This is a genomic window from Oceanicella sp. SM1341 (assembly GCF_003448965.1).
Classification (GTDB): domain Bacteria; phylum Pseudomonadota; class Alphaproteobacteria; order Rhodobacterales; family Rhodobacteraceae; genus Paroceanicella.
On the sequence record NZ_QRGC01000006.1, the window covers coordinates 108,049 to 131,931 of the forward strand.

General features: G+C 71.0%; 21 protein-coding genes. 10 read left to right on the plus strand and 11 right to left on the minus strand.

Annotated elements, in window-relative coordinates; all coding sequences use genetic code 11:
- Position 1: 1 nt before the first annotated feature.
- Genes D3P35_RS08105 through D3P35_RS08120 form a run of 4 tightly spaced genes read right to left on the minus strand, consistent with a single transcriptional unit; the run spans position 2 to position 4,442 of the window.
- A complete protein-coding gene (locus D3P35_RS08105; protein ID WP_118134210.1) occupies positions 2-838 on the minus strand; it encodes an ABC transporter ATP-binding protein in 837 nt (278 codons plus the stop codon).
- Positions 835-1,737 (minus strand): ABC transporter permease, encoded by a 903-nt coding sequence (locus D3P35_RS08110; RefSeq protein WP_118134211.1) that lies wholly within the window; start codon positions 1,735-1,737, stop codon positions 835-837. The genes D3P35_RS08105 and D3P35_RS08110 overlap by 4 nt, the downstream gene beginning before the upstream one ends.
- Positions 1,734-2,795 carry an ABC transporter permease gene (locus tag D3P35_RS08115; RefSeq protein WP_118134212.1) on the minus strand — a complete coding sequence of 354 codons (1,062 nt, stop codon included), beginning with the start codon at positions 2,793-2,795 and terminating at the stop codon, positions 1,734-1,736. Before D3P35_RS08115 ends, D3P35_RS08110 begins: the two co-directional genes overlap by 4 nt.
- A 42-nt stretch (positions 2,796-2,837) precedes the next feature.
- A complete protein-coding gene (locus tag D3P35_RS08120) occupies positions 2,838-4,442 on the minus strand; it encodes an ABC transporter substrate-binding protein (protein WP_118134213.1) in 1,605 nt (534 codons plus the stop codon).
- 143 nt (positions 4,443-4,585) lie between these two features.
- On the opposite strand from D3P35_RS08120, the gene D3P35_RS08125 reads away from it, so the two are divergent.
- Together D3P35_RS08125 and D3P35_RS08130 are read left to right on the plus strand one after the other, a co-directional pair.
- The gene (locus D3P35_RS08125; RefSeq protein WP_118134214.1) at positions 4,586-5,635 is read left to right on the plus strand and encodes a dipeptidase; all 1,050 of its coding nucleotides are present in this window, start codon (positions 4,586-4,588) and stop codon (positions 5,633-5,635) included.
- A 68-nt stretch (positions 5,636-5,703) separates the two neighbouring features.
- Entirely contained in the window at positions 5,704-6,471 is a 768-nt protein-coding gene (locus D3P35_RS08130; protein WP_118134215.1) for a sulfotransferase, read from the plus strand.
- A gap of 24 nt (positions 6,472-6,495) precedes the next feature.
- Here D3P35_RS08130 and D3P35_RS08135 read toward each other — a convergent pair whose 3' ends face one another.
- The 3 genes from D3P35_RS08135 to D3P35_RS08145 form a co-directional block, all read right to left on the minus strand.
- Positions 6,496-7,278: a hypothetical protein gene (locus D3P35_RS08135; protein ID WP_118134216.1), complete on the minus strand. Its 783-nt coding sequence runs from the start codon at positions 7,276-7,278 to the stop codon at positions 6,496-6,498.
- A 189-nt stretch (positions 7,279-7,467) separates the two neighbouring features.
- Complete coding sequence (locus tag D3P35_RS08140; protein ID WP_118134217.1) at positions 7,468-9,474, minus strand: monovalent cation:proton antiporter-2 (CPA2) family protein; 2,007 nt, start codon at positions 9,472-9,474, stop codon at positions 7,468-7,470.
- Positions 9,474-10,208: a Crp/Fnr family transcriptional regulator gene (locus tag D3P35_RS08145; RefSeq protein ID WP_118134218.1), complete on the minus strand. Its 735-nt coding sequence runs from the start codon at positions 10,206-10,208 to the stop codon at positions 9,474-9,476. Before D3P35_RS08145 ends, D3P35_RS08140 begins: the two co-directional genes overlap by 1 nt.
- A gap of 441 nt (positions 10,209-10,649) precedes the next feature.
- On the opposite strand from D3P35_RS08145, the gene D3P35_RS08150 reads away from it, so the two are divergent.
- Positions 10,650-12,032: an MFS transporter gene (locus tag D3P35_RS08150; protein ID WP_118134289.1), complete on the plus strand. Its 1,383-nt coding sequence runs from the start codon at positions 10,650-10,652 to the stop codon at positions 12,030-12,032.
- A gap of 70 nt (positions 12,033-12,102) precedes the next feature.
- On the opposite strand, the gene D3P35_RS08155 is transcribed toward D3P35_RS08150, so the two are convergent.
- Positions 12,103-13,266, minus strand: a complete 1,164-nt coding sequence (locus D3P35_RS08155; protein WP_118134290.1) for a cytochrome P450 — start codon at positions 13,264-13,266, stop codon at positions 12,103-12,105.
- A gap of 99 nt (positions 13,267-13,365) precedes the next feature.
- On the opposite strand from D3P35_RS08155, the gene D3P35_RS08160 reads away from it, so the two are divergent.
- The 3 genes from D3P35_RS08160 to D3P35_RS08170 all read left to right on the plus strand — a co-directional run bounded on the left by D3P35_RS08160 (position 13,366) and on the right by D3P35_RS08170 (position 15,982).
- The gene (locus D3P35_RS08160; RefSeq protein ID WP_118134219.1) at positions 13,366-14,283 is read left to right on the plus strand and encodes a LysR family transcriptional regulator; all 918 of its coding nucleotides are present in this window, start codon (positions 13,366-13,368) and stop codon (positions 14,281-14,283) included.
- Positions 14,284-14,495: 212 nt separating this feature from the next.
- Positions 14,496-15,401 (plus strand): DMT family transporter, encoded by a 906-nt coding sequence (locus D3P35_RS08165; RefSeq protein ID WP_118134220.1) that lies wholly within the window; start codon positions 14,496-14,498, stop codon positions 15,399-15,401.
- Positions 15,398-15,982 carry a TetR/AcrR family transcriptional regulator gene (locus D3P35_RS08170; protein ID WP_118134221.1) on the plus strand — a complete coding sequence of 195 codons (585 nt, stop codon included), beginning with the start codon at positions 15,398-15,400 and terminating at the stop codon, positions 15,980-15,982. The genes D3P35_RS08165 and D3P35_RS08170 overlap by 4 nt, the downstream gene beginning before the upstream one ends.
- A 30-nt stretch (positions 15,983-16,012) precedes the next feature.
- Here D3P35_RS08170 and D3P35_RS08175 read toward each other — a convergent pair whose 3' ends face one another.
- Entirely contained in the window at positions 16,013-16,696 is a 684-nt protein-coding gene (locus D3P35_RS08175) for a phosphoribosyltransferase (protein ID WP_232830422.1), read from the minus strand.
- 241 nt (positions 16,697-16,937) lie between these two features.
- Between D3P35_RS08175 and D3P35_RS08180 the strand changes: the two genes are divergently transcribed.
- Positions 16,938-18,104, plus strand: coding sequence for a M20 aminoacylase family protein (locus D3P35_RS08180; protein WP_118134223.1), 1,167 nt, complete (start codon positions 16,938-16,940; stop codon positions 18,102-18,104).
- Between the two features lie 218 nt (positions 18,105-18,322).
- Here the strand turns inward: D3P35_RS08180 and D3P35_RS08185 are convergent, their stop codons facing one another.
- Positions 18,323-19,213, minus strand: a complete 891-nt coding sequence (locus tag D3P35_RS08185; RefSeq protein ID WP_118134224.1) for a nucleoside hydrolase — start codon at positions 19,211-19,213, stop codon at positions 18,323-18,325.
- A 196-nt stretch (positions 19,214-19,409) separates the two neighbouring features.
- On the opposite strand from D3P35_RS08185, the gene D3P35_RS08190 reads away from it, so the two are divergent.
- The 3 genes from D3P35_RS08190 to D3P35_RS08200 are packed head-to-tail and all read left to right on the plus strand — an operon-like array spanning position 19,410 to position 22,633.
- The gene (locus D3P35_RS08190; protein WP_118134225.1) at positions 19,410-20,153 is read left to right on the plus strand and encodes a hypothetical protein; all 744 of its coding nucleotides are present in this window, start codon (positions 19,410-19,412) and stop codon (positions 20,151-20,153) included.
- A gap of 4 nt (positions 20,154-20,157) precedes the next feature.
- Entirely contained in the window at positions 20,158-22,143 is a 1,986-nt protein-coding gene (locus D3P35_RS08195; protein ID WP_118134226.1) for a glycosyltransferase, read from the plus strand.
- On the plus strand, positions 22,136-22,633 hold the full coding sequence (locus D3P35_RS08200) for a hypothetical protein (RefSeq protein ID WP_118134227.1): 498 nt from the start codon (positions 22,136-22,138) through the stop codon (positions 22,631-22,633). The genes D3P35_RS08195 and D3P35_RS08200 overlap by 8 nt, the downstream gene beginning before the upstream one ends.
- 34 nt (positions 22,634-22,667) lie before the next feature.
- Here D3P35_RS08200 and D3P35_RS08205 read toward each other — a convergent pair whose 3' ends face one another.
- Positions 22,668-23,711, minus strand: coding sequence for an AI-2E family transporter (locus D3P35_RS08205; RefSeq protein ID WP_157982067.1), 1,044 nt, complete (start codon positions 23,709-23,711; stop codon positions 22,668-22,670).
- Positions 23,712-23,883 lie beyond the last annotated feature (172 nt).

Sequence of the window (23,883 nt, forward strand, 5' to 3'; positions counted from 1 at the left end):
CTTACTCCGCCCAGGCTGCGTCGCGCTGCAGGGTGGGCAGCGGCCCGCGGTCGCCGCCGATGCGCGGCAGGCAGTTGAGCAGGCCGCGGGTGTAGGGATGCCGGGCGGCGTCGAGGCCGGTGGCGTCGAGCTCCTCCACCACCCGGCCGCGGTACATCACCAGCACCCGGTCGCAGAAGCGGCTCACGAGGCGCAGGTCGTGGCTGATGAAGATCAGCCCCATGCCGCGCTCGCGCACCAGCCCGTCGAGGATGCGCAGAACCTCGGCCTGCACGGTGACGTCGAGCGCCGAGGTGGGCTCGTCGGCGATCAGCAGGGCGGGGTCGGGGATCAGCATCATCGCGATCATCACCCGCTGGCCCATGCCGCCGGAGAGCTCGTGCGGGTAGGCGTGGAACACCCGCTCGGGGTCGCGGATCTGCACTGCTTCGAGGGCGGCGAGGGCGCGGCGCTTCGCCTCGGCGCGGCTCACCCGCTCGCGCCGGCGCAGGCCCTCGGTGAGCTGCTCGCCCACCTTCATCACCGGGTTGAGCGAGTATTTCGGGTCCTGCATCACCATGGCGATGCGACTGCCGCGCAGGGCGCGCATGCGCCGCTCGGGCAGGGTGAGCAGGTCCTGCCCGTCGAAGCGCATCGCCTTCGCGGTGATGCGGCCGGGCGGGCGGATGAGGCGCAGCACGGAGCGGCCGGTCATCGTCTTGCCCGAGCCGCTCTCGCCCACGATGCCGAGGCGCTCGCGCCCCAGCGAGAAGCTCACCCCGCGCACCGCCTCCACCACGCCGGCGGCGGTGTGGAAGCTCACGTGCAGGTCGTCGACCTCGAGAAGGGGCGTGGTCATCGGCTGGCACTCCTTGGGTCGAGCACGTCGCGCAGCCCGTCGCCGAGCAGGTTGAACCCGAGCGAGACGATGAAGATGGCGAGGCCCGGCATGGTGGCCACCCACCACTGGTCGAAGAGGAACTTGCGCCCCGACGAGATCATCAGCCCCCATTCCGGCAGCGGCGGCTGCGCGCCGAGCCCGAGGAAGCCGAGCCCGGCGGCGGTGAGGATGATGCCCGCCATGTCGAGCGTGACGCGGATGATGACGGAGGGCAGGCACATCGGCATCACGTGGCCGAGGATGATCCGCCCCGGCCCCGCGCCCTGCAGGCGCACGGCGGCGATGTAGTCCGAGTTGCGCACGGTCAGCGTCTCGGCCCGGGCCACGCGGGCGTAGGGCGGCCAGGCCGTGAGGGCGATGGCGAGCACCGCGTTCTCGATGCCGGGGCCGAGCGCCGCCACGAAGGCCAGCGCCAGGATGAGCCGCGGGAAGGCGAGGAAGATGTCGGTGACCCGCATCAGCACCGTGTCGACCCAGCCGCCGAAATAGCCCGAGACCGTGCCGATGATCAGCCCGAAGACCGGGGCGGTCACCGTGACCAGCGCGACGATGTAGAGGGTGATGCGCGCGCCGAACACCAGGCGGGACCAGATGTCCCGCCCGAACTCGTCGGAGCCGAGCAGGTAGCCGCCGGAGCCGGGCGGCTGCAGGCGGCCGGCGAGCTCCTGCGCCACGGGGTCATGCGTGGCGATCAGGGGCGCCGCGGCGGCGGCGAAGAGCAGGGCGAGAACGATGACGAGCCCGGTCATCGCCAGCGGGTTGCGCGCGAAGCGCAGCCAGCCGAGCCAGGCCTGCCCGGCGCGGGCCTGCAGGCGCGAGCGGGGGTTGGGGTCACGCAGCCAGGTGGTGGCGCTCATGTGCGGGCCCTCGGGTCGATCAGCTTGTAGAGCACGTCGGAGATCATGTTCAGCAACACGAAGGTGGCGCCCACGATCACCGTGCCGCCCATCACCGCGTTCATGTCGGCTGAGAACAGCGCGTTGGTGATGTAGAGGCCGAGACCCGGCCAGGCGAAGACGGTCTCCGTGAGCACGGATCCCTCCAGCAGGTTGGCGTAGGAGAGCGCGATCACCGTGATCAGCGGCACCGAGACGTTGCGCAGCGCGTGCACCCAGACCACGCGCCATTCCGGCATGCCCTTCACCCGGGCGGTGGTGACGTATTCCTGGGAGAGCTCGTTCATCATGAAGCTCCGGGTCATGCGGCTGATGTAGGCCATGGAATAGTAGCCCAGCACGCCGGCGGGCAGGATGATGTGGGTGAGCGCGTTGGCGAACACGTCCCAGGCGCCGGCAAGGGCGCTGTCGATCAGGATCATGCCGGTCACCGGGGTGACATCGAGCTCGAAGGTGAACTGGTAGGAGGTGTCGAGCCGGCCCGGGCCGCCCACCCAGCCGAGATTGCCGTAGAACACCAGCAGCCCGATGAGCCCGAGCCAGAAGATCGGCATCGAGTAGCCCGCGAGGCCGATGAGCCGCACCAGCTGGTCGACCCAGCTTCCCGGCCGGGTGGCGGCCAGCACGCCCGCCGGCACGCCGAGGGCCACGCCGAAGATTGTGGCGATGGTCGAGAGCTCCAGCGTGGCGGGAAACACCCGGGCGATATCGCTCAGCACCGGCTGCGAGGTGAGCAGCGAGCGGCCGAAATCGCCGCGCAGCGCGTCGCCAACGTAGATGAGGAACTGGGTGAGCAGCGGCTCGTTGAGGCCGAGCGCCTCGCGCGCCGCCTCGTATTGCGCCGTGGTGGCGCGCTCGCCGACCACGGCGAGAACGGGGTCGATCGGCACCACGCGGCCGATGACGAAGGTCACGGCCAGCAGGCCGAGCAGGGTCACCGCGAGGGTGACGAGGAAGCCGCCCACCTGCCGCGCGGTGCGCAGCAGCGGCGATGTCTCGATGAGGGTGCTTTCAGCCATGAGGGAAACGGCGGGGGCGCGCCGCGGCGCCCCCGGCCATGATCATTTCGTGACCGACCAGTAGAAGGCGGAGTGGATCGAGCCGCCGGCGTTGAACCCCTCCACGTTGGCGCGCAGCGCGTTCTGCTGGATGACCTGGAACATCGGGATGAAGGGCGACTGCGCCTGATGCTTGCGCTGGATGTCGAGGTACATCTCGGCGCGGGTGTCGGAATCCTTCTCCAGCACGGCGGCGTCCACCTCGTCCTGGATGTCCTTGGGCACGGCCCAGGCGGTGCGCCAGGCCAGCAGGCCGGTGAGCTGCGCCTCGTCCGAGTTGTCGGGGTTGCGGGCGAACGTGTCGGCGTTGGTGTGCGGGTCGGGATAGTCCGGGCCCCAGCCCTCGAGGGCGATCTGGTGCTCGCGGGCGCGGTATTCGCCGAGCACTTCCTTGCCGGTGCCCACCTTCAGCTCCACGTTGATGCCGGCCTGGCCGAGGGTGTTCTGCAGCGACTGGGCCATTTCCATGCGGTCCTGGTTGTTGCGCACGGTGAGGGTGAGCGAGAGGTCGGACACCCCGGCCTCCGCCAGCAGGGCCTTGGCCTTCTCCACGTCCAGCGAATAGGGCGTGTCGGACAGCGCGCCGAGGAAGCCGTTGGGCAGGAAGGCCTGGTGCACCTCGTACTGGCCCTTGAGGAAGGTCGAGGCCATGCCCTCGTAATCCACCAGGTACTTGATCGCCTCGATCACCTTCGGGTCGGCCAGCGGCTCGACCTTCTGGTTGAGGGCGAGATACATGATCTGGCCCTTCTCGGTGTCCTCCACCTTCAGGTCCTCGTTGCCGCCGATGCCCTCGATGTCGACCGGGGTGAGCTTGCGGGCGATGTCGATGTCGCCCTTCTCCAGCAGCAGCCGCTCGGTGGCGGGCTCGGGCACGTGGCGCACGAAGACGCGCTTCATCGCCGGGGTGCCGCGCCAGTATTCCTCCTTGGCCTCCAGCACGTAGCTGTCGGCGGGCTTGTAGGTGCGCAGGTAGTAGGCGCCGGAACCGGCGGTGTTGGTCTTGAGCCACTCGTAGCCCATGTCGCCGTCGGTCTCGTGCTCCATCGCGGTCTGCTTGTCGACGATCGAGCCGATGGTGGCGGTGAGGCAGTTGTAGAAGAACGACGGCGCGTAGGGCTGGTCGGTCACGATGGTGAGCGTGTCGCCCTCGGCGGTGATCTTCTCCTCCACGTTCTCGGGGGTGAAGCCGAACTGGGTGAGGATGAAGGAGGGCGTCTTGTCGAGCTTCACGGCGCGCTGCAGGCTCCAGGCGGCGTCCTCGGCGGTCACCGGGTTGCCGGAGGCGAACTTGGCGTCCGAGCGCATCTTGAACGTGTAGGTCACGCCGTCATCGGCCAGTTCCCAGCTCTCGGCGAGGCCGGGCACCAGCGGGCCGAGGTTGGACGGGTCGAGCTCGACCAGCGTGTCGTAGGTGTTGTTGAGCAGGTCGCTGCCGGACCACTCGAAGGCCTCCGCCGGGTCGAGCGAGACGATGTCGTCGATCGCGTCGGCGATCACCAGCGTGTCCGCCGGCGTTTCCGCCATCATGGCCTGCGGTGCGGCACCAAGCAGGAGCGCGGCCATGACGGCCGGCCCCGCCTTCCTGAGGAGGGGGTTGAAGATCATTGGTAGCTCCCTGTTTTTCAGCGGCGGCCCTGCGGCGCGCCTCGGAGGGGAGTTTGACAAGCCCGGCCCCATGTTGTCCAGATGGTCAGGCAGATTGACTAACGCGGAACGCAACGTCGTTCCGCCTCGGCGGGAGCGATCCGATGACCCAGCCGGTCTTCGACGGCCACAACGACCTTCTTCTCCATCTCTGGCGGGCGGGCGACCGCACGGGGCGTGCCTTCTTCGAGGGCCGCGCCGGGCACATCGACCTGGCGAAATGCCGGGCAGGCGGCCTGCAGGGCGGCTTCTTCGCCGTCTTCGTGCCCAACGGCCCGGCCGAGCCGGAGCCCGATGACGGCGATGACGGCGAGGTGCTGGAGATGCCGCCCATCGGCACCGTGGGCGCCACCCAGGCCCGGCGCGGCACGCTGGAGATGGCCTCCATCCTGATCCGCATGGCCGCCGCCCGGCCCGACGCGCTGCGCCTCTGCCGCTCGGCGGCGGAGATCGGGGCGGCGCAGGCGGCCGGCGCCATCGCCGCCATCCTGCATGTGGAGGGCTGCGAGGGCATCGGCGAGGACCTCGACGAGCTGCAGGTGCTGCATGCCGCCGGCCTGCGCTCGCTCGGGCCGGTGTGGTCGCGGCCCAACATCTTCGGGCATGGCGTGCCCTTCCGCTTCCCCTCCTCGCCCGACACCGGGCCCGGCCTCACCGATGCCGGGCGGCGGCTGGTGGCGGAGTGCAACCGGCTCGGCATCGTCGTCGACCTCTCGCATCTCAACGAGGCCGGCTTCCGGGAGGTGGAGAAGCTCTCCGACGCCCCCCTCGTCGCCACGCATTCCAACGTGCACGCGCTCTCCGCCTCCTCGCGCAACCTCACCGACCGCCAGCTCGACGCCATCGCCGCCTCCGGCGGCGTGGTGGGGCTGAACTACGCGGTGAGCTTCCTGCGCGAGGACGGCCGCAAGCGCGCCGACACGCCGCTTGCCACCTGTGTCGCCCATCTCGCCCACATGGTGGAGCGGCTGGGCGAGGGCGGCGTGGCGCTGGGGTCGGATTTCGACGGGGCGCTGGTGCCCGAGGGCATCGGCTCCGCCGCCGGGCTGCAGAACCTCGTGGGCGCCATGCGCGAGGCGGGCTTCGGCGAGGCGCTCATCGCCCGCATCTGCTGGGGCAACTGGCTCGACCTGGTGAAGCGCACCTGCGGGTGATGCGGGGCTTGCCCCGGGGCCGGCGCCGGGGCTAAGCCTGCGGGGCAGTCGCGGAGCAAGGAGAGACCATGCGCAAGGTGTTCATTCTGGGGGCCCACCGCTCCGGAACCTCGAAGCTCGCCTCCTATTTCTCCGAGGTGCTGGGCTTTCGCGGCTGGGCGGAGGGGCACATCTACCGCCTCGTGCCGCACCTGATGCAGGGCAACCGCGCCATCCAGAAGACCATCCCGGAGAATGCCTTCGAGATAAACCGCATCGGCAAGCGCACCATCATCGACCACCTGGTGCGCAGCCTCGACGCGCTCATCTCCGAGCACCACGAGCACCAGGATTATTACGACAAGACCCCCGGCTTCCAGATGCTCGACGCCGCACCGGTCATCCACCGCGTGCTGCCGGAGGCGCGTTTCATCCACGTGCGCCGCAACGGCATCGACAACGTGGCCTCCAACCTGCGCAACTGGGAGCGCCGCGGCTTCAAGGACGCCTGCGGCATGTGGAAATCGGCGCTCGACGCCTGGTTCCGGGTGCAGGAGCGCATCGCTGACCGCACCTGCGAGATCGAGATGGACGACCTGAAGACCGGGAGCTGGCGCATCCACCAGGAGATCTGCGCCCATCTGGGCCTGGAAAACCGCTGGAGCCGCGAGGAGATCGAGGCCTATTTCGGCCAGGGCAGCCCCACCTCCACCGTGCCGCTCGCCCCCCGGGCCGAGACCACGCTGGAGGCGATGGACTGGACGCCCGAGCAGAAGGCGCTCTTCATCGAGACCTGCGGCGAGAACATGCGCCGCTGCGGCTACTGGCCGGCCGAGGAAACCGCGCCCGGGGCCTGAGCCCCCGGCCTGCTGCCCCCGGCCTCAGTCGAGCATCCAGCCGAAGCCGCCGGCGCGCACCGCCGCCTCGAGTGCGCCGTAGTTTTCCACCAGCTCGGAGACCGGCTCGGGGTTCATCCGGGCGTTGGACGGTTTGGGGTCGAGGTCGGTGCGGCCGAGCACCTGGCCGGCGCCGTTCATCACCACGGGGGCGAAGCCGCCGTCGGGGCGGAACATGCCCTCGTAGATCACCTCGCGGCGGTTCGGCACGTTGGCGAACATCAGCTTCGCCGCCCGGTCGTCCTCGATCATGGTGCGGATGCGCATCACGGTCTGCACCGGGTCCACGCTCACCTTGCCCTTTTCCCTGGGCATGTCGCCCTGGTGGCGGGCCGACCATTTGCCGGTCTTCTTCGCCATTTCCTCGGAGATGTGCATGCGCAGCTTGTTGCGCCGGATCACGTGGAACACCGGGTTGCGGCTCTCCTCCATGAAGCGCACCAGCCAGGGCACCTGCCCGGTGAGCGGGCCCTCGGGCGGGATGGCGTTGAGCGCGAAGTACTTCAGGTCGATCACCACCGGGTTGTCGCCCGCCTTGCCGTGCAGCCCGTCGAGGTATTCGCGGAACAGCCAGCCGTGATGGGCGGGGTTCACCAGCCGCGGCTCCTGCGCCACGCGCTCGGCGAGGAAGCCGTAGAAGCGGTTGGGCCGCTCGATCTCGCCGTGGAAGGCCTCGTCGGCGTTGAAGGCGCCGTATTTCATGAAGAGCTCGCGGAGAACGGTGGTGCCGCTGCGCTGGCGGCCGACGATGAAAACTGTCTTCTGCATGAATGATCTGTCCGGGAAGTGGATCTTGCGCCCCGGGCGGGGCGGCTCGGCGGGTGCTGTCGGGGCCCTTCGGGCTGGCCTCGCGGGGCGCGGGGGAGGTTCGAATTCCCTCCCCTGTTACGGCCTGCGGGGGCGGTTTGTCGAGGAAAAGCCGGCCGGGGCCCGGGCGGCGCGGGGCCGCGGCCGGGCTCAGTCCGGCCCGGCGCCGGCGGGCTGGCGCAGGGGGGCGGTGCCGCCGTCGGCCATGCTCTCGGGGCTCACCGGGGCGCCGGCGGCGGCCGGGACGGGTTTCGCCGCCGGTTTCGCCGGAGCGGAGGGGGGCGCAACGGGGGCCTCGTCGTCCGGGGCGTCGAAGGCGCCGGCGTCGCGCAGGGCGGCGGCGCGTTCCTTGCGCAGCACCTCGCGCAGGGTCTCGAAGCGCAGCCGGCTCTCGTTCACGTAGGAGGTGTTGAGATGCACGGCCACCCGGCGGTCCCAGAAGCCGTAGAGATCCTGCACCGTGCGGGCGTCGTGGCGGGCGAAGGCGGCGGTGAGCCGGTCGGCGGCGCGCTCCTCCTTGCCGAGCGAGAGCAGGGCCTGGCGCGCGGCCTCCAGCGCGGAGTGGAAGGTCTCGCGGATCACCACATCGGCGCCGGCGTCCATCAGTTCGTACTGGTGGATGCGGTCATAGGCCCGCGCCAGCACCCGCACCGAGGGCCAGTTGTGCTTGGCGAGCTGCACCAGCCGCACCGCCTTCTCGCGGTCGTCGATGGCCACCACCAGCACCGCGGCATCGGCGATGCCCGAGGCGCGCAGGATCTCCGGGCGCACCGGGTCGCCATAATAGGCCTTCTGGCCGAAATGCCCCACCGCGCCCACGCGCTCGGCGGCGTTGTCGACCACCACCACGGGCACGCCGATGCCGGTCATCATGCGCTGCACGATCTGCCCGAAGCGGCCGATGCCGGCGATGATCACCGTGCCGGTCTCGTCGATCTCGTCGGCCTCGCGCGTGGCGGCGGTGGCGGCGGGGCGGCGCAGGAAGCGCTCGGCCAGCACGAAGAGCAGCGGGCTCGCCAGCATCGACAGCGCCACCACCAGCGAGAGCGGGCCGCTCATGCTCGCCGGCAGCACGTTGGCGCCGGTGGAGAAGGCGATGAGCACGAAGGCGAATTCGCCCGCCTGCGCCAGCCCCAGCGACACCAGCATCGAATCTCCCGAGCCGAGGCGGAACACCCGGGTGAGCAGCAGCACCACGCCGAATTTCACCGCCATCAGCGCCGCGGTGGCGGCGATGATCGGCAGGGGGTCGGCGAAGAGGGCGAACAGGTCGAACCCCGCGCCCACGGTGATGAAGAACAGCCCCAGCAGCAGGCCCTTGAACGGCTCGATATGCGACTCGATCTCGTGGCGATACTCGCTGCCCGAGAGCGCCACGCCGGCGGTGAAGGCGCCGAGCGCGGGGGTGAGGCCCACGTAGCCCATGGCCCAGGCAATGCCGATGATCATCAGCAGCGTGGCGGCGGCGAAGATCTCGGTGAGCTGGCCGCGGGCGATGAAGCGGAACACCGGCCGGCTGAGGTAGCGCCCGCCCACGATGATGGCGGTCATCTCGGCGAGGATGACGAGGGCGCGCGCCCAGTCCGGCAGCTCCGCCACCAGCGAGCCGGTGGAGATCAGCTCCGCCCCCTCGCCGGGCGCCTGCATGGCGAGCAGCGGCAGGAGCGCGATGATCGGGATCACCGCGATGTCCTGGAACAGCAGGATGGCGAAGGCGGTCTGCCCGCCGGGGCGGCGCATCCAGCCGCGCTCGCGCAGGGTCTGCAGCACGATGGCGGTGGAGGAGAGCGCGAGGATGAGGGCGATGGCCAGCGCGTGCTGCCACAGATTTCCCCAGAACAGCACCAGCGCCCCGGTGATCAGCCCGGCGGTGAGGGTGATCTGCAGCCCGCCCAGCCCCAGCAGCCGCGAGCGCATGCGCCACAGCTTGGCGGGGTCGAGCTCGAGCCCGATGAGGAACAGCATCATCACCACGCCGAACTCGGCGAAATGCTGGATGTCGGTCGCCTCCTCCCCGGCCCAGCCGAGGATCGGCCCGATCACCACGCCGGCGATGAGATAGCCCAGCACCGAGCCGAGGCCCAGACGGTTCGACAGCGGCACCGCCACCACCGCGGCGGCGAGGTAGAGGATGGCCTCGAGCAGGATACCTTCCATCAGTCCCCCGGTCCGGTGAGTGTTGCGAGGGTGATCTCCTCCTCCAGCGCGGTGATGGAGGGCACGACCAGCGTGCGCCCCTCGCGGCGGATGAGCCCGGCCTTGAGCATGCGGCCCATCTCGCGCGCCACCGTCTCGCGGTTGGTGGAGAGGTAGCCGGCGATCTCGAGCTGGGTGGGGGGCGAGACGATGCGCGCGCGGTCGGTGCCGCCCAGCCGGTGGTGGCGGGCGAGGCGCAGCACCTCGCGCGCCGCGCGCTGCGGCGCGGTGAGCGAGGAGATGTCGGTCATCCGCTCGGTCATGCCGCGCAGCTTGCCCACCAGGATGCGGCACAGCGCGAAGGAGAAATCGGGCCGCTCGCGCACCAGGTCGCGGAAGGCGGCGGAGGAGATGCGGGCCGCGATGCACTCGCTCTGCGCCACCACGGAGGAGGAGCGCGGCGCGTGGTCGATGGCCGAGAACTCGCCGAAACAGTCTCCGGGCGCGAGGCTGAGGAAGGCCACCTCGCGGCCGCTCTCGGTGAAGACCGTGGCCTTGGCCGCGCCGGTGAGCAGGAACCACACGTCCTGCTCGGGGTCGTCGGCGTTGATCATCAGGCTGTCGACCGGGTAGCTGCGCGCCCGCCAGCGCACGCCGAGCGCATCGAGCGAGGGCTGCTCGAGCATGCTCAGCAGGCTGCCTTCCCTGAACTTCACGCTCAGGCCCCAGAGTTTGCGCCCCGTCGGCTCGGCCATGGCCCGGCTCCCCGTTCCCGCATGTTGAGATCCGGCCGAGGATATTCCGCCGGGCCGAATTCCCGCAATGCATCAAACGTGCGCTTGCGCACAGTTCTGCCCGCGAACGCGTGCCAGAGTTACCTCATTGGGAGCGGCGAGACCAGTGATGTCGGGATCGGATCGTGCCCCGCCTTGTGGGGTCGGCCGCTGGGTGCGTCAACGAGTAAGAGCAGTGCAAGTAGTGCGTAACGCCGTCTGTATAGCTGCAAGCCATTGACACAACTTCATTTTCCGCATGCCGGCCTGCCTTGCGGGTCGGGCGTCGGGCCGGTGCCCTGCTTCCCCGGGGTGCCGGTTCCGGCGGCGGAAGGCGGCGGGCCGTGCCCGGCACGGTTGGATTCCCGCGCCGGTGGCGTATATTTCCCGGCAAACCTCCCCCCGCGCCGGATCGTGCCCCCCGTGAACCGTGTCATTCCCATTGTCCTGTCCGTGGCGCTCTTCATGGAGAACATGGACAGCACCATCCTCTCCACCGCGCTGCCCACCATCGCCGCCGACATCGGCACCAACCCCATCGCGCTCAAGCTCGCCCTCACCAGCTACTACGTGGCGCTGGCGATCTTCATCCCGATCTCCGGCCGGCTGGCTGACCGGATCGGGCCGCGCAAGGTGTTCCGCGCCGCCCTCGGCGTGTTCATGCTCGGCTCGCTGGCCTGCGCCTTCGCCGGCTCGCTGGAAGGCTTCGTGGCGGCGCGGTTCCTGCAGGGCATGGGCGGGGCGATGATGACGCCGGTGGGCCGGCTCCTGCTGGTGCGCTCGGTGCCCAAGGCCGAGCTGGTGACGGCCATGGCCTGGTTCACCATCCCGGCGCTGATCGGGCCGCTGGTGGGGCCGCCTGTCGGCGGGGCCATCGCCACCTGGGCGCACTGGCAGTGGATCTTCCTCATCAACCTGCCCATCGGGGCCATCGGCATCGTGCTCGCCACGCTCTACCTGCCCAAGGTGGAGCGGATGGAGAACATCACCTTCGACTGGACCGGCTTCCTGCTCTCGGGCCTTGCCTGCGCGGGGATCGTCTTCGGCTCCTCGGTGATCTCGCTGCCGGTGCTGCCGCCGGTGGTGGGCATCGCGCTGATGGCGGGCGGCGTGCTGGCGGTGCTGGCCTACCTGCGCCACGCGCGCCGGGTGGAGGCGCCGCTGCTGCGCCTGTCGATGATCCGCGCGCCGGTGTTCGGCGTGGCGCTGCGCGCGGGGTTTCTCTTCCGCATCGGCACCGGGGCGGTGCCCTTCCTGATGCCGCTGCTGCTGCAGCTGGGGTTCAACTTCTCGCCATTCGTCTCGGGCGTGATCACCTGCATGGGCATCGGCGGGGCGATCGCGATGAAGTTCCTTGCCCGGCCGATCCTGCGCGCGCTCGGCTTCCGCCAGACGCTGATCCTCGCCGCGCTGCTCGGCGGGCTGCTGATCGCGCCGCTCGGCTTCTACCGGCCGGAGCTCTCGGTGGCGCTGCTGGTGGCGATGCTGCTGGGTGGCGGCTTCTTCCGCTCGCTGTTCTTCACCGGGGTGAACGCGCTCGCCTTCTCCGACCTCGACGAGAAGCGCTCGGGCGACGGCACGGCGCTGATGAGCGTGTCGCAGCAGCTCTCCATCGCGCTCGCCGTGGCCATCGCCGGGGCGGTGCTGGAGGTGTGCATGGTGCTCGCCGGGCGCGACGTGCCGGCGGTGGGCGATTTCACCGTGGCCTTCCTGCTGATCGGGGTGATCACCGCCTCGGCCTCCGCCCAGTTCCTGGCGCTGGAGCCGGATGCGGGCGCCGAGGTTTCCGGCCACCGGGCGGGCTGAGGCGGGCCGGCCCCGATGGCGCGAGGCCCCGGCTCTGCGGCCGGGGCAGCGGCGCGCGGGGTGTGTGCGGTCAGTCCCAGGCGCAGGGCAGGGTGAGCGGGCCGCGGAACACCCAGCCGCCGCAGTGTACCGGGCCGGCGAGGCGCAGGCGCGGCAGGCGGGCGAAGAGCCGCGGCAGCGCCACCTCGGCCACCTGGGTGCGCGCCACCCAGGCCCCGGCGCAGAAATGCGGCCCGGCGCCGAAGGCCACGTGCTGGCTCTTCTCGCGGGAGAGGTCGAAGCGCTCGGGGGCCTCGAACTTCGTCTCGTCGCGGTTCGCCGAGCCGAAGAGCAGCGCCACCCGGTCTCCCGCCTTCAGGCGCACGCCGGCAAGCTCTGTCTCGCGCGAGACGGTGCGCGGCACCATGCCGATGGGCGAGATCCAGCGGATGTATTCCTCGAAGGCCCGGCCCCAGAGCCCGGCATCCGCCGCCACGAGCGCGCGTTGCGCGGGGTCGGCCAGCAGGGCCCAGGCGAGGCCGGCGATGGCGTCGCGCGGCTCGTTCTGGCCGCCGCCGATGATCACCTTCACGTTGGCGCGGATCAGCTCTGTCGGCATGCCGGCGGCGAGCAGGACGGAGAGCACGCTGCCATCCGGCTCGGCCCTGAGGCGGGGGGTCATCGCGTCGATCGCCGCGTCGATGCCGGCGGTGGCCTCGGCGCCGCGGCGGGCCAGCTCGGGGTCGCCGTGGTAATTGCCCACCGCGTCCATCATCCACTGGCTCCAGCGCGCCATGTCCTGCCAGGCGATGGTGGCAAGGCCCGTCACCTCCACCAGGCTGCGCGCCGCCATGGGGGCTGCGAAATCGGTGAAGAGATCGGCGGCGCCGCGGGGCTCCAGCCCGTTGAGCAGCGCGTCGGCGATGCTCTCGAAGGCGGTGCGCCAGCGCCTCTTCACCGCGGCGGGCGAGAAGGCCGGCATCACCTGGCGGCGGTCGGCGGCATGGTCGTCGCCGTCCTTGCGGATGAAGGCATGGCCCATCACCCGGTGCACCAGGCTCTCCGGCGCGGTGGAGTTGAAGATCTCGCCGTTGCGCTCGGCATGGACCACGTCGTCGAAGCGGGTGAGGAAGTAGTGGCCGGCCGAGGGCACCCAGGCCACCGGGTTTTCGGCGCGCAGCCGGGCGAAGGTGGGGTAGGGGTCGTCCCAGAGCGCGCCGAGGTCGATGTCCTCGGCGATCAGCGTCTGCGCCATCGCGGTGTCCTCCATGTGTTCGCCGGGCGCTTGCGGCCCGTTTCCGCCAGCCTGCGCGCCGGGCTTGATCGGATCAATCCGATGGGCTCAATGTGACTCATGGAGAAATTCGATACGGAGCCCGGTCCCCTCGCCACCGATTTCGCCGCGCTGCGCCTGCTGGCGACGGTGGCGGAGCTGCGCTCCTTCTCGCGCGCGGCGGAGGCGCTGGGGCTGCACCAGTCGACGGTGAGCTACACGGTGGACCGGCTGCGCCGGGTGTTTGCCGACCCGCTGTTCACCCGCGAGGGCCGCGGCATCCGCCCCACGGCGCGCTGCGAGGCGATCGTGGCCGGGGCCGAGCAGCTGATCGACGGGTTCGAGGCGCTGGTGCGCCCGGCCGCCTTCGACCCCGCCACCGCCCGGGCCGAGGTGACCGTGTCGTGCAACCATTACGAGCAGGTGCTGGTGCTGCCCGGGCTCATCCGCCACCTGCGCGCCCGGGCGCCCGGCGTGCGCCTGCGGGTGATCCCCTCGCAGGCCAGCGGCCACGAGCAGCTGCGCCGCGGCGCCTGCGACCTGCTGATGAGCCCGCTCGCCCGCGACGCGGCGGGGCTCTACGTCACCCGCCTGCTCACCGACCGCTATGTCTGCGTGACCGACCCGGCCCGCCCCGGCGCGCTCGACATGGAAGGCTACCTCGCCGCCGAGCATGTGGTGACCGGCTATGGCGGCGGCTGGAAGCCGCTGTTCCTCGACATGCTGGCGGCGCGGGGGCACGGGCTCGCCATCGCGGTGGACCTGCCGAGCTCGGGCTCCATCGCCGAGACCATCCGCGGCACCGACCTGGTGGCGACCACGCTCTCGCTGCTGGCGGGCGCCACCTGCGCCGGGCTCGTGGTGCGGCCGGCGCCCTTCGAGACCGAGCTGCCCATCCGCCTCTACTGGACCGAGCGCACCCATGCCTCGCCCCTGCACGCCTGGCTGCGCGGCGCGCTCACCGAGGTGGCGCGCGGGCTGGAGACCGGCGCGGGCTGAGAGCCACACCCTTCCCCGGCGCGAGCCGAACAGTCTGCGCCCGATCATCTCCCGCTGGCGCTTGCCGCCCGAGAGCGTGCCGGTGCGCCGGCCGCCCGGGCCCCCAGGTGAGGGTTTCTCTGGAGTTGTACGATACGGTACCGTATCAAGTCACCACATCACGTATCGAATCACCCCGCACGGCGGACCACGACAATCGTCTGAGAGGTCACATGACACTTCCTCCGAAAGCCGCGGCCGCTGCCGCAACGATACTCTGGGGGTTCACCTACATCCTCACCACCTCCATGCTGCCGGCGAACCCCTGGTTCATCGCGGCGGTGCGCGCGCTCGGCGGCGCGCTGCCGCTGCTCCTGCTGGCGCGCGAGACGCTGCCGCGCGCCTGGTGGGGCCGGATGGTGGTGCTCGGCACGCTCAACAACGGGCTGTTCTTCGGTCTGCTCTTCGTCGCGGCCATCCGGCTGCCGGGCGGGGTGGCGGCCACATTCCAGGCGCTGGGGCCGCTGTTCATGGTGTTGCTCGCCCTGCCGGTGCTGGGCGCGATCCCGGGGCGGGGCAAGCTCGCGGCGGTGGCGGCGGGGGCCATCGGCGTGTCGATGGTGGTGCTGCGCGGCGGGGCGCAGCTCGATGTCATCGGCGTGCTCGCGGCGCTCGGCGCGGCCTTCTCGGTGGCCCTCGGCGGCACGCTGGTGCACAAGTGGGGCCGGCCGGCCTCGATCATCGGGCTCGCGGCCTGGCAGATGCTCATCGCGGGGGTCGAGCTCGCGGTGGTGGCGGCGCTGCTGGGCGACGTGCCGGACAGGCTCACGGCGCTCAACTTCGCCGGGCTGGCGATCGTGGCGCTGCTGATCACCGCGCTGCCCTTCGTGCTGTGGTTCACCGGCATCCAGGGCGCCGGGCCCTCGGCGGTGGCGCCGATGCTGCTGCTCACCCCGATCACCGCCTTCGTGCTCGACGCGGTGTTCCGCGGCATGGTGCCCACGCCGGTGCAGGCGCTGGGGGTGGCCATCGTCATCGCTTCGCTGTTGTATGGCCAGCACGTGGACCGCAAGGCCTTCCGCATCGCCCACCACCACGCGCCATCGCCCAGGCAGGAGGCAGCCCGGAAATCGACATGACCGAACGCCCGACCCTTACCGCCCGCGGCCTCGCCCGCCAGCAGGCCCTGATGCTTGAGGCGGCGGAGCTGTTTCTCTCGCGCGGTTTCGCCGCGGTGACGGTGGACGAGATCGTGGCCGCGGCCGGCGGGTCGAAGACCAATGTCTACAAGCAGTTCGGCGGCAAGGAGGGGCTGTTCATCGCCGTGGTCGAGCGGCTGAGCGAGGAGTTCCTCTCGCCGCTCGAGCAGCTCGCGCCCGGGCCGGTCGACAGCGGGACCGCTCTCGCGGCGCTGGGGCGCACCCTGCTGCACCAGCTGCTCGCACCGCGGCACATCGCCTTCCAGCGCATGATCATCGCGAGCTCGGACCAGTTTCCCCAGCTCATGGAGCACTGGTATGCGGTGGGGCCGCGGCGCAGCCAGGCGATCATCGCGCGCCACCTGCCCGGCGTGGACGATGCCCCGCGCCTCGCGATGCTGTTCCACGACATGCTGGTGACCGAGCCGGTGCTGCGCGCGATGATGGGCCGGCCCTGCAGCGCCGCCGAGACCGAGGCGCACCTGCTGGACGCCGTGCGCACCATCGCCGGCCGGCTCTGACGCCCGGGCGGCAGGGCCCGGCGCGGCAGCTCAAGCCTCGCGCCAGCGGCCCGCTTCGGTGCGGCGCAGGAGCGGGGTTTCGAAGGCGCCGCGCAGCGGGCCGTCCCACTCGGCGCGGACGGTTTCCTCCCAGCGGCGGGTCTGGATCATCGCCACGGTGACACCCACGGGGATGCAGCCCGCCTTCGCCAGCACCCGCAGCGTGGCGGCGAGGGAGCGGCCGCTGGAGACCACGTCATCGACCACCACCACCCTGCGCCCGGCGAGCACCGGCAGCATGCGCGGGTCGACGTAGAGGCGTTTCTGCTGCTCGGGGCTGGTGATGGAGGACATCGGCTCGGAGTAGCGCTCCTCGTACCAGAACTTGCGCGAGGTGCCGAGGGCGACGTAGCGCCGGTGGCCGAGGGCGCGGGCCACGCCATGCGCCAGCGGCAGGCCCAGCGTGGGCACGCCGACGATGCGCTCGGCGCCCATGGCGCTGGCATGGCCGGCCATCGCGGCGATGAGCTCTTCCTCCACCGCGAAACTGGCCTGGGTGACGATGAGCGAGGCGACGCCGGTGCCCTGGCCGCCGGGCAGCTCGCGGATCGGCATGGCGATCTGGTGGCCGTCGGGGAGCTGTGCGGGGTAGAGCCCGTCGAAATCGCCTGCCGTCTCGAAATGCCCCGGCGCGTAGATGTGCTGCCAGAACTCGTGGGGGGCGAAGTCGGTCACGGGCGGTCTCCTCGCTTGGTCGGGACCTGTGTACCAGACCCCGACGGGGGGTTCCAGTAACCGCCCGGGGGGATGCCCGCCGCGCCGAGGGGGCCTGCCGGCCCCCGCAGCTTGGGCGGGCATGGCGAAGGCCGCTCCGGGCCTCCGCCGGCGCGGGGTGGCGGCCGGGGCTTGTCATCCGGCCGGGGAGGGGGGATTGTCCGGGCCCGCGCCCAGCCTGCCAGCCCGGAGACAGCCGACGATGACCATCCCTCTTGCCGACGACGAACTCGCCCGCCTCACCGCCCTGCGCCGCGACCTGCACGCCCACCCCGAGCTCGGCTTCGAGGAGGAGCGCACGGCCTCCATCGTGGCCGAGCGCCTCGCCGCTGCCGGCATCGCGGTCACCCGCGGGCTGGGGCGCACGGGCGTGGTGGGCACGCTCACCACCGGGCCGGGCCGCGCGGTGGCGCTGCGCGCCGACATGGACGCGCTGGCGATGCCCGAGGTGGGCACGCCGCCCTGGGCCTCCACCGTGCCGGGCAGGATGCATGCCTGCGGCCATGACGGCCACACCACCATGCTGCTGGGCGCGGCCGAGCGGCTGGCCCGCGCGCGGGATTTCACCGGCACGGTGCATTTCGTCTTCCAGCCGGCGGAGGAGGGGCGCGGCGGCGCGAAGGCGATGGTGGAGGACGGGTTCTTCGAGCGTTTCCCGGTGGATGCGGCTTACGGGCTGCACAACATGCCCGGCCTGCCGGTGGACCGGATCGCCGCGGTGCCCGGCCCGCAGCTCGCCTCCTCCGACAGCTGGGAGGTGGTGTTCACCGGCCGGGGCAGCCATGGCGCGAAACCCCACCAGGGGCGCGACGCGGTGACCGCCGCCGGCCATTTCCTCACCCAGCTTTCCATCGTCACCGCCCGGCGGGTGGACCCGCTGGAGCCCGCGGTGGTGAGCGCCTGCGCGCTGGAGGCCGGCGATTTCGCCGCGCTGAACGTGATCCCCGAGACGGTGCGGGTGGGCGGCACGGCGCGGGCCTATTCCGCCCCGGTGCGCGACCTTCTGGAGGAGGAGATCGGCCGGCTGGCGCAGGGCGTGGCGGCCTCCTTCGGCATCCGGGCCGACTACACGTTCCGCCGCCGCATCCCGCCGGTGGTGAACGAGCCCGCCTGCACCGACATCGCCCGCGCCGCCATCGCTGCGGCGCTGGGGCCCGACGCGGTGGTGCCCGCCTTCCCGCCCTCCACGGCGGGAGACGATTTCGCCGAGTTCTCCGCCCGGGTGCCCGGCGCCTATGTCTGGCTCGGCAACGGCCCGGCGGAGGAGGGCGCGCTGCACCACAACGGCCGCTACGATTTCAACGATGCCGCCATCCCCGCCGGGGTGCGCTTCTGGGAAGAGGTGGTCCGGGCCGAGCTGGCCCGCTGAGCCGCGCTTGACCGCGCCGGGCGGCCGTGGCCGGGATCATCTCGGCCACTCGGCCACTCGGCCACTCGGCCACTCGGCCACTCGGCCACTCGGCCACTCGGCCACTCGGCCACTCGGCCACTCGGCCACTCGGCCGGCCCTCCCGCGCACCGCTGCTCCGGCCGCAGAGCCGGAGCCTCGCGGGGCCCGGGCGGAAGGGTCGGCACCCGGGCGGGCGCTCAGTCGCTCAGGTGGCCGGCGAGGGCGGCGAGCACGGCCGGGGCGTCGACCTCCATCAGCACCTCGATGGGGCTGTCGGGGTCGGGCTCGGCGGTGAGGGCACCGGTGTCTCCGTCATGCGCGAGGTTGACCGTGAGGCGCATGCGCTCGCCGCGGAACAGCTCGGGCGCGAGGGCGTAGATCGTCACGCAGGGGTCGTGCAGCGGGCGGGTGACGGAGGTGTCCACCCCCGCGCCGCGCTGGAAGAAGGCCGAGACCAGCTCGGCCGAGGCGCGGGCCACCGGCCCGTCGGAGAGCCCCGCCACCCATTCGGCCGAGGCGCGCACCCGGCGGGTCACGTCGAGCGGGATCAGCACGATCGGCACGCCGGAGGCGAAGACCTCGGCGGCGGACTCGGGGTCGGCGGCGATGTTGAACTCCGCCCTCGGCCCGGAATTTCCCGGCTCGCGGATGGCGCCGCCCATGGCGATGATCCGGTCCGGCCGGGCTGCCGGGTGGTCGCGCAGCATCAGCGCGATGTTGGTGAGGGGCCCGAGCGCGAGGATCTGGGCGTCCTCGGTCACCTGGCCGCCCAGCCAGTCGGCGGCGGGGATGTCGAGCGGGGCCTCCACCGGATCGGGCAGCACCACGGCGCCGAGCCCGTCGTTGCCGTGGATCTCGGTCGCGTCGATGCCGGCCCGGGCGAGGGGCCCCGGCGCGCCGGGGACCACCGGCAGGCCCTCCACCCCCGCGAGGGTGACGAGGCTGCCGGCGTTGCGCGTGGTCTGCGGCAGGCCGATGTTGCCCGCCACCGTGGTGATGCCGCGCACGTCGAGCTCGAGCGCGCGCAGGGCCGCGAGGATGGCCAGCGCGTCGTCGAGCCCGGGATCGGTGTCGATGAAGGTTTTCATCCCGCCTTCTCACCCGCCCGGCGGAGCCGGTCAAGCCCGGCTGCCGGCACGTAAGCCTCCCCGCCGGCCGGCCGCTGTATCCGGGGTTGACATTAATCGCTCGCACATATTGCTGTGCAATGAGTTATTGTAGCCGGCGCCGGCCCGTTTCCGGCTCCTGCAAAGGTCTTGAAAGAACATCCGGAGACTAAGTGCGATGAGCACGACAAAGATCGACCCAGTCGATGTGCGCAACCAGGTTTTTCTGCTCGAGAAGGCGATTTCATCGATGCGTCACTCGATGGATATTCGCATTGCAGAAGCACAGGGCGAGTATCTGCGCGAGAGCCCGAGCCGCCACGTGCCCTCCGCGCTGGAGCATTTCGTGACCCGCGACTCCGGCTTCCCGCCGCGAGAGATCCCGCCGAACTTCCGCGCCGACGAAGGGCTCTGGGTGTCCTGGGACAAGGTGGAGGGCAACGGCTGCGTCCTTCGCGGCGTCTCCTTTCCCGGAATGGCCGGCGCCGGCGCGGCCTCCTCCTGCCTGGTGGTGGCGCCGCGCTTCGGGGGCGAGACGCTGTCGCAATGGGTCTCGCTCTCCACCGTTCTCGACCGCAAGGCGCTGCACGGGCTGAGCGCGGTGACCCTGCGCTTCGTCTGCGGCTTCCGTGACACCGACCCCGCCTCCGCCGAGCCGACCGACCAGCTGCGCGACAATTTCGGACTCGCCCTGCGGGTGTTCGACGCCGAGGGCAAGTTCCGCAACATCCGCATGCAGAGCCTGCCCTCGCTCGACGCGCCGCTGCCCTTCGAGGTGAGCCTGCCCGAAACCGCGATGGAGGCCATCGCCGAGGCGGAGGAGGAGGACGAGATCCGGGTGATATTCAACCTTCCGGTGAACCAGAAGCGCGGCTACGAGTTCACCCTGTCCTCCTTCCGGGTGGACGGAACGGCGTCCTGAGCCGATGCGCATCCTCTACGTGACCAACGAGTCGCCGCTGTTCCCGGCCGGGGGCATCGCCACCTACATTGCCTACATGGCCGAGGCGATGCGGGCGCAGGGGCACGAGGTGTTCCTGCTCTCCTGGCATTTCCGCGACCCCGGCCCGGTGGAGGATTTCAGCCCCTTCGAGCCCTCGCATGTGCGCATCCTGCGGCTATCGCTGCCGCGGCTGCACGCCAAGTTCCCGCATTCGCACCACAATATCGCCACCTCGGCGCTGCTGGAGCCGGAGATCGGCCGGCTGGTGCGCGAATGGCAGATCGACGTGGTCGAGGCGCCGGACTTCCTCTCCCCCGCGCTGAGCTTCTTCCAGGGCTGGCAGAGCCGGGCGGACCGGCCCGACCTGCTCTGCGTCTCCTACAACCACGGCTTCATCGAGGATTTCTACGAGGCCGACCAGATCGGCCCGAAGATCGCCACCCAGAACGACCTGAGCGGCGAGCGCCAGCAGCTGCGCGCCTCCGACCTTGTGATCGCGCCCTCGCAGGTGGCGCTGCGCCGGCTCAATTCCTACGGCATCGTCGACAACGTGAGCCTGGTGCGCGAGCCCTACCGCTTCGAGCGCCGCGCCGGGTTCGACGCGCTGCAGAACGCGCTCACCTACATGGGCCGGGTCTCCATCTCCAAGGGGGTGGACAAGCTGGTGCTCTTCGCCAACGTGATCGACGAGGTGATGCCGCTCGAGACGCTGATGCTCATCGGCCGCAAGGTGAACACGCCCTTCCGCGAGCGCGACATCGAGGCCTACGTGCGCAAGCGCCTCTCGCCCCGGCTGGCGGAGCGGGTGCTGCTCACCGGCATGCTGTCACGCCCGCTGGCGCTGGGGCTGCTGCGGCCGGGCGCCATCGCGCCGAGTTTCGGCGCGGCGGAGACCTTTTCCTACGCCTGTATCGAGGGCATCGACCACGGCCAGTTCCCGGTGGTGCGCAAGGGCACCCCGATGGCGGAGTTCTTCCCCGAGAGCCTGCAGCACCACGTGCTGGAGGAGGACCTCTCGGACCCCCACCACCTCGCCCGGCGCTTCGAGGGCATGATCGCCGAGGCCCCCGCCATCACCGCCGAGCTGCAGGAGGTGAATGCCGAGGCGCTCGACCCCGCGCGCATCGCGGCGCGGATGACCGAGGAATACGACACTGCCCTGCGCGCCAAGCGCGGCTATGCCCGGGTGCAGGTGCAGGTGCGCCGCCCGGCCACGCTGGCGGACGTGACCGTGCTGATGCCGGTTTACCGCCCCGATGCCGGGATCGTCGAGACGATCGAGAGCCTCGCGCAGCAGACCGCGGGCGTGCCCCGGCTGCTGATCTGCGATGACGGCACGCCGCCCGAGGCGCGCCACTGGTTCGACTACGCGCGCATGCGCATTCCCGAATGCGAGGTGATCCGTCAGCCCAACGGCGGGCTGATGGCCGCGCGCGCCACGCTGATCGACCGGGCGCCGAGCCGGCTCTCGCTGTTCCTCGACGCCGATGACATCCTCGACCCGCGCTACCTCGCCCGGGTGCTCGAGGCCTACAACGCCAACGCCCACACCCCCAATGCCGTGCTCACCCACCGCTTCAATTTCCAGCAGAGCGACGAGGTGGTGCTGCGCCATTTGCTGCACGATCACGTGCACATGCTGCGCAACGATTACCGCATGACCGCGCTGGTGGAGACCGAGGCCCTGCGCGCCATCGGCTTCGACGTGACCCGGCGCAACGGCGAGGCGGACGACTGGGTGTTCTGGCTCGAGTTCGCCGCCGCCGGCTACCGGGCCGAGATGGTGCCGGAGCCGCTGTTCCGCTACCGTTTCCGCTCCGGCTCCATGTCCTGGCCCTGGTCCACGGGGCAGATGATCGGCAGCCTGAGCATGGTCCGCCAGGCGCTCACCGCCATGGTGGAGCGCCGGCCGGGACAGGCGCGGGCCCTGTCGCGCGCGCTGTTTGCGAGGATGAGCCTCGATGAATGATCCCCTGTTCGCCCCCGCCGGCCACCCGCCCCTCGCCACCGGCCTGCTGCGCGAGAAGCTCGGCCTGCTGCGCCTGCTGCTGGCCGACACCGCGCCCGGTTGCCCCGCCTCGCTGCTGCGCGAGCCGGACCCGCTGGTGTGCAGCCTGCTGCTGGGCGAGGCGCCCGGCCTGCCCGCGCTGGCGGAGGAGGCGGCCGCCGGCATCCCGCCCGCGCGGCTGATGGTGACCGCCGGTGTGGCCGAGGCGATGCTCTCCGCCCGGCCGGAGGCGCTGCCCCTGGCACTGAGCCTGTTCGGGCTGGAGCGGCTGGTGGTGCTGGTCGACGATGGGGCGGAGGCCGTGGCCGGCCCGCTCACCGCCGCCCTCGCCGGGCTGGAGATCCGCGGCCCGCGCATGGTCTGCGGCGGGGCGCTTTCGGCGCTGCGCGGCGGCCATGCGCTGGGCTACACCTATGCCGGCCCGCGATATCCACGACCCGGCGAGGTCTAGGCGCAGGGGAGGGGCGTAGGGCCCGGCCGGGGCCTCAGGCCTCCTCCACGATCGGTTCGGGCAGGGTGCGCCGCCGCTCGCCGGCCGAGACCAGCGCGGTGATCACCAGCAGCAGCGGGATGGAGATGATCCCGCCGATCGGCCCCCAGAGCCAGATCCAGAACACCAGCGAGATGAACACCAGCAGCGGGTTCACCGTCATCGTGCGGCCGATGATGGCGGGGGTGATGAACTGGCCCTCGAGCAGGTTGAGACACAGGAAGCTCGCCGCCGGCAGCAGGGCGTAGAGCCCGGTGAAATGGATCACCCCGCCGATCAGCAGCATGCCGGTGAACAGCGCCGGCCCCACGTAGAGCACGTAGTTCAGCGCCGCCGCCACCAGCCCCCAGACCATGGCGAAGGGCATGCCCAGCACCGCCATGATCAGCGCCACCATGGTGCCGAGGCAGGCGTTGATCACCGAGATCGACAGGAAGTAGCGCGACACCCGCCCCTCCGCATCCGCGAGGATCTCGGCGAGATGCACCCGCTCCTCCTTGGTGCGGCCCATCTGGGCGATGGTGTTGTAGATGGACTTGCGCGTGAGCAGGAAGAAGAACAGCGCGCCGACGAACACCAGCGTCTGCGCCACCAGCGCCGGCGCGTAGGTGAGCGCGAAGCCCACGCCGCCGCCGCCGTCGAGCTGCACGGTCATCTGGTTCTCGTCGTTCATCGCGGCGGTGAGGCGCTCCTGCACCGTCTGAAGCGAGGAGAGGGCCGAGCGCACGTCGATGAGCACGAGCTGCAGCCGGCTCCAGATCGAGGGCCATTGTTCCACCAGTTCGCTGACCGGTGTGGCGAGCGCGGTGATGACGAGGGCGAGGAAGGTGAGCCCGGCGATCAGCAGGATGAGCGCCACGGCCGCGTCCGACAGGTGGCGCTTGCGCAGCCAGTCCGCCAGCGGGCTCAGCACGATGCCCACCATGATGGCGAGCAGCACCGGCGCGAAGACTTCCTGGGCGACCTGTAGCGTGGCGAGAAGAGCGATGATGAACAGCCCGACCGGAGCCAGATCCACGAGCCTCGCCAGATATTTCATCGCCGTCATTCCCCCGTTGCCACCTGGCGTCGCTGCCCGGCGCGTCCGATATCGCGCGCCAGATCCACCAACGCGCCAAGGCGGAAAAAGTTCCGCGAAGAATCCGTGGTCCGCAACGGGAACCGCCCGGCACCTCCGGGCATTGTACCGGCGAATATCCCTCAGCGAAGGA

Excerpts from the sequence above, each read along its gene's own strand:
- D3P35_RS08145 (WP_118134218.1), bottom strand. The coding sequence starts at position 10,208 with ATGGCCGAGCCGACGGGGCGCAAACTCTGGGGCCTGAGCGTGAAGTTC.
- D3P35_RS08165 (WP_118134220.1), top strand. The coding sequence starts at position 14,496 with ATGACACTTCCTCCGAAAGCCGCGGCCGCTGCCGCAACGATACTCTGG.
- D3P35_RS08130 (WP_118134215.1), top strand. The coding sequence starts at position 5,704 with ATGCGCAAGGTGTTCATTCTGGGGGCCCACCGCTCCGGAACCTCGAAG.
- D3P35_RS08180 (WP_118134223.1), top strand. The coding sequence starts at position 16,938 with ATGACCATCCCTCTTGCCGACGACGAACTCGCCCGCCTCACCGCCCTG.
- D3P35_RS08140 (WP_118134217.1), bottom strand. The coding sequence starts at position 9,474 with ATGGAAGGTATCCTGCTCGAGGCCATCCTCTACCTCGCCGCCGCGGTG.
- D3P35_RS08200 (WP_118134227.1), top strand. The coding sequence starts at position 22,136 with ATGAATGATCCCCTGTTCGCCCCCGCCGGCCACCCGCCCCTCGCCACC.
- D3P35_RS08120 (WP_118134213.1), bottom strand. The coding sequence starts at position 4,442 with ATGATCTTCAACCCCCTCCTCAGGAAGGCGGGGCCGGCCGTCATGGCC.
- D3P35_RS08170 (WP_118134221.1), top strand. The coding sequence starts at position 15,398 with ATGACCGAACGCCCGACCCTTACCGCCCGCGGCCTCGCCCGCCAGCAG.
- D3P35_RS08125 (WP_118134214.1), top strand. The coding sequence starts at position 4,586 with ATGACCCAGCCGGTCTTCGACGGCCACAACGACCTTCTTCTCCATCTC.
- D3P35_RS08205 (WP_157982067.1), bottom strand. The coding sequence starts at position 23,711 with ATGAAATATCTGGCGAGGCTCGTGGATCTGGCTCCGGTCGGGCTGTTC.
- D3P35_RS08105 (WP_118134210.1), bottom strand. The coding sequence starts at position 838 with ATGACCACGCCCCTTCTCGAGGTCGACGACCTGCACGTGAGCTTCCAC.
- D3P35_RS08110 (WP_118134211.1), bottom strand. The coding sequence starts at position 1,737 with ATGAGCGCCACCACCTGGCTGCGTGACCCCAACCCCCGCTCGCGCCTG.
- D3P35_RS08185 (WP_118134224.1), bottom strand. The coding sequence starts at position 19,213 with ATGAAAACCTTCATCGACACCGATCCCGGGCTCGACGACGCGCTGGCC.
- D3P35_RS08135 (WP_118134216.1), bottom strand. The coding sequence starts at position 7,278 with ATGCAGAAGACAGTTTTCATCGTCGGCCGCCAGCGCAGCGGCACCACC.
- D3P35_RS08115 (WP_118134212.1), bottom strand. The coding sequence starts at position 2,795 with ATGGCTGAAAGCACCCTCATCGAGACATCGCCGCTGCTGCGCACCGCG.
- D3P35_RS08160 (WP_118134219.1), top strand. The coding sequence starts at position 13,366 with ATGGAGAAATTCGATACGGAGCCCGGTCCCCTCGCCACCGATTTCGCC.
- D3P35_RS08195 (WP_118134226.1), top strand. The coding sequence starts at position 20,158 with ATGCGCATCCTCTACGTGACCAACGAGTCGCCGCTGTTCCCGGCCGGG.
- D3P35_RS08155 (WP_118134290.1), bottom strand. The coding sequence starts at position 13,266 with ATGGCGCAGACGCTGATCGCCGAGGACATCGACCTCGGCGCGCTCTGG.
- D3P35_RS08190 (WP_118134225.1), top strand. The coding sequence starts at position 19,410 with ATGAGCACGACAAAGATCGACCCAGTCGATGTGCGCAACCAGGTTTTT.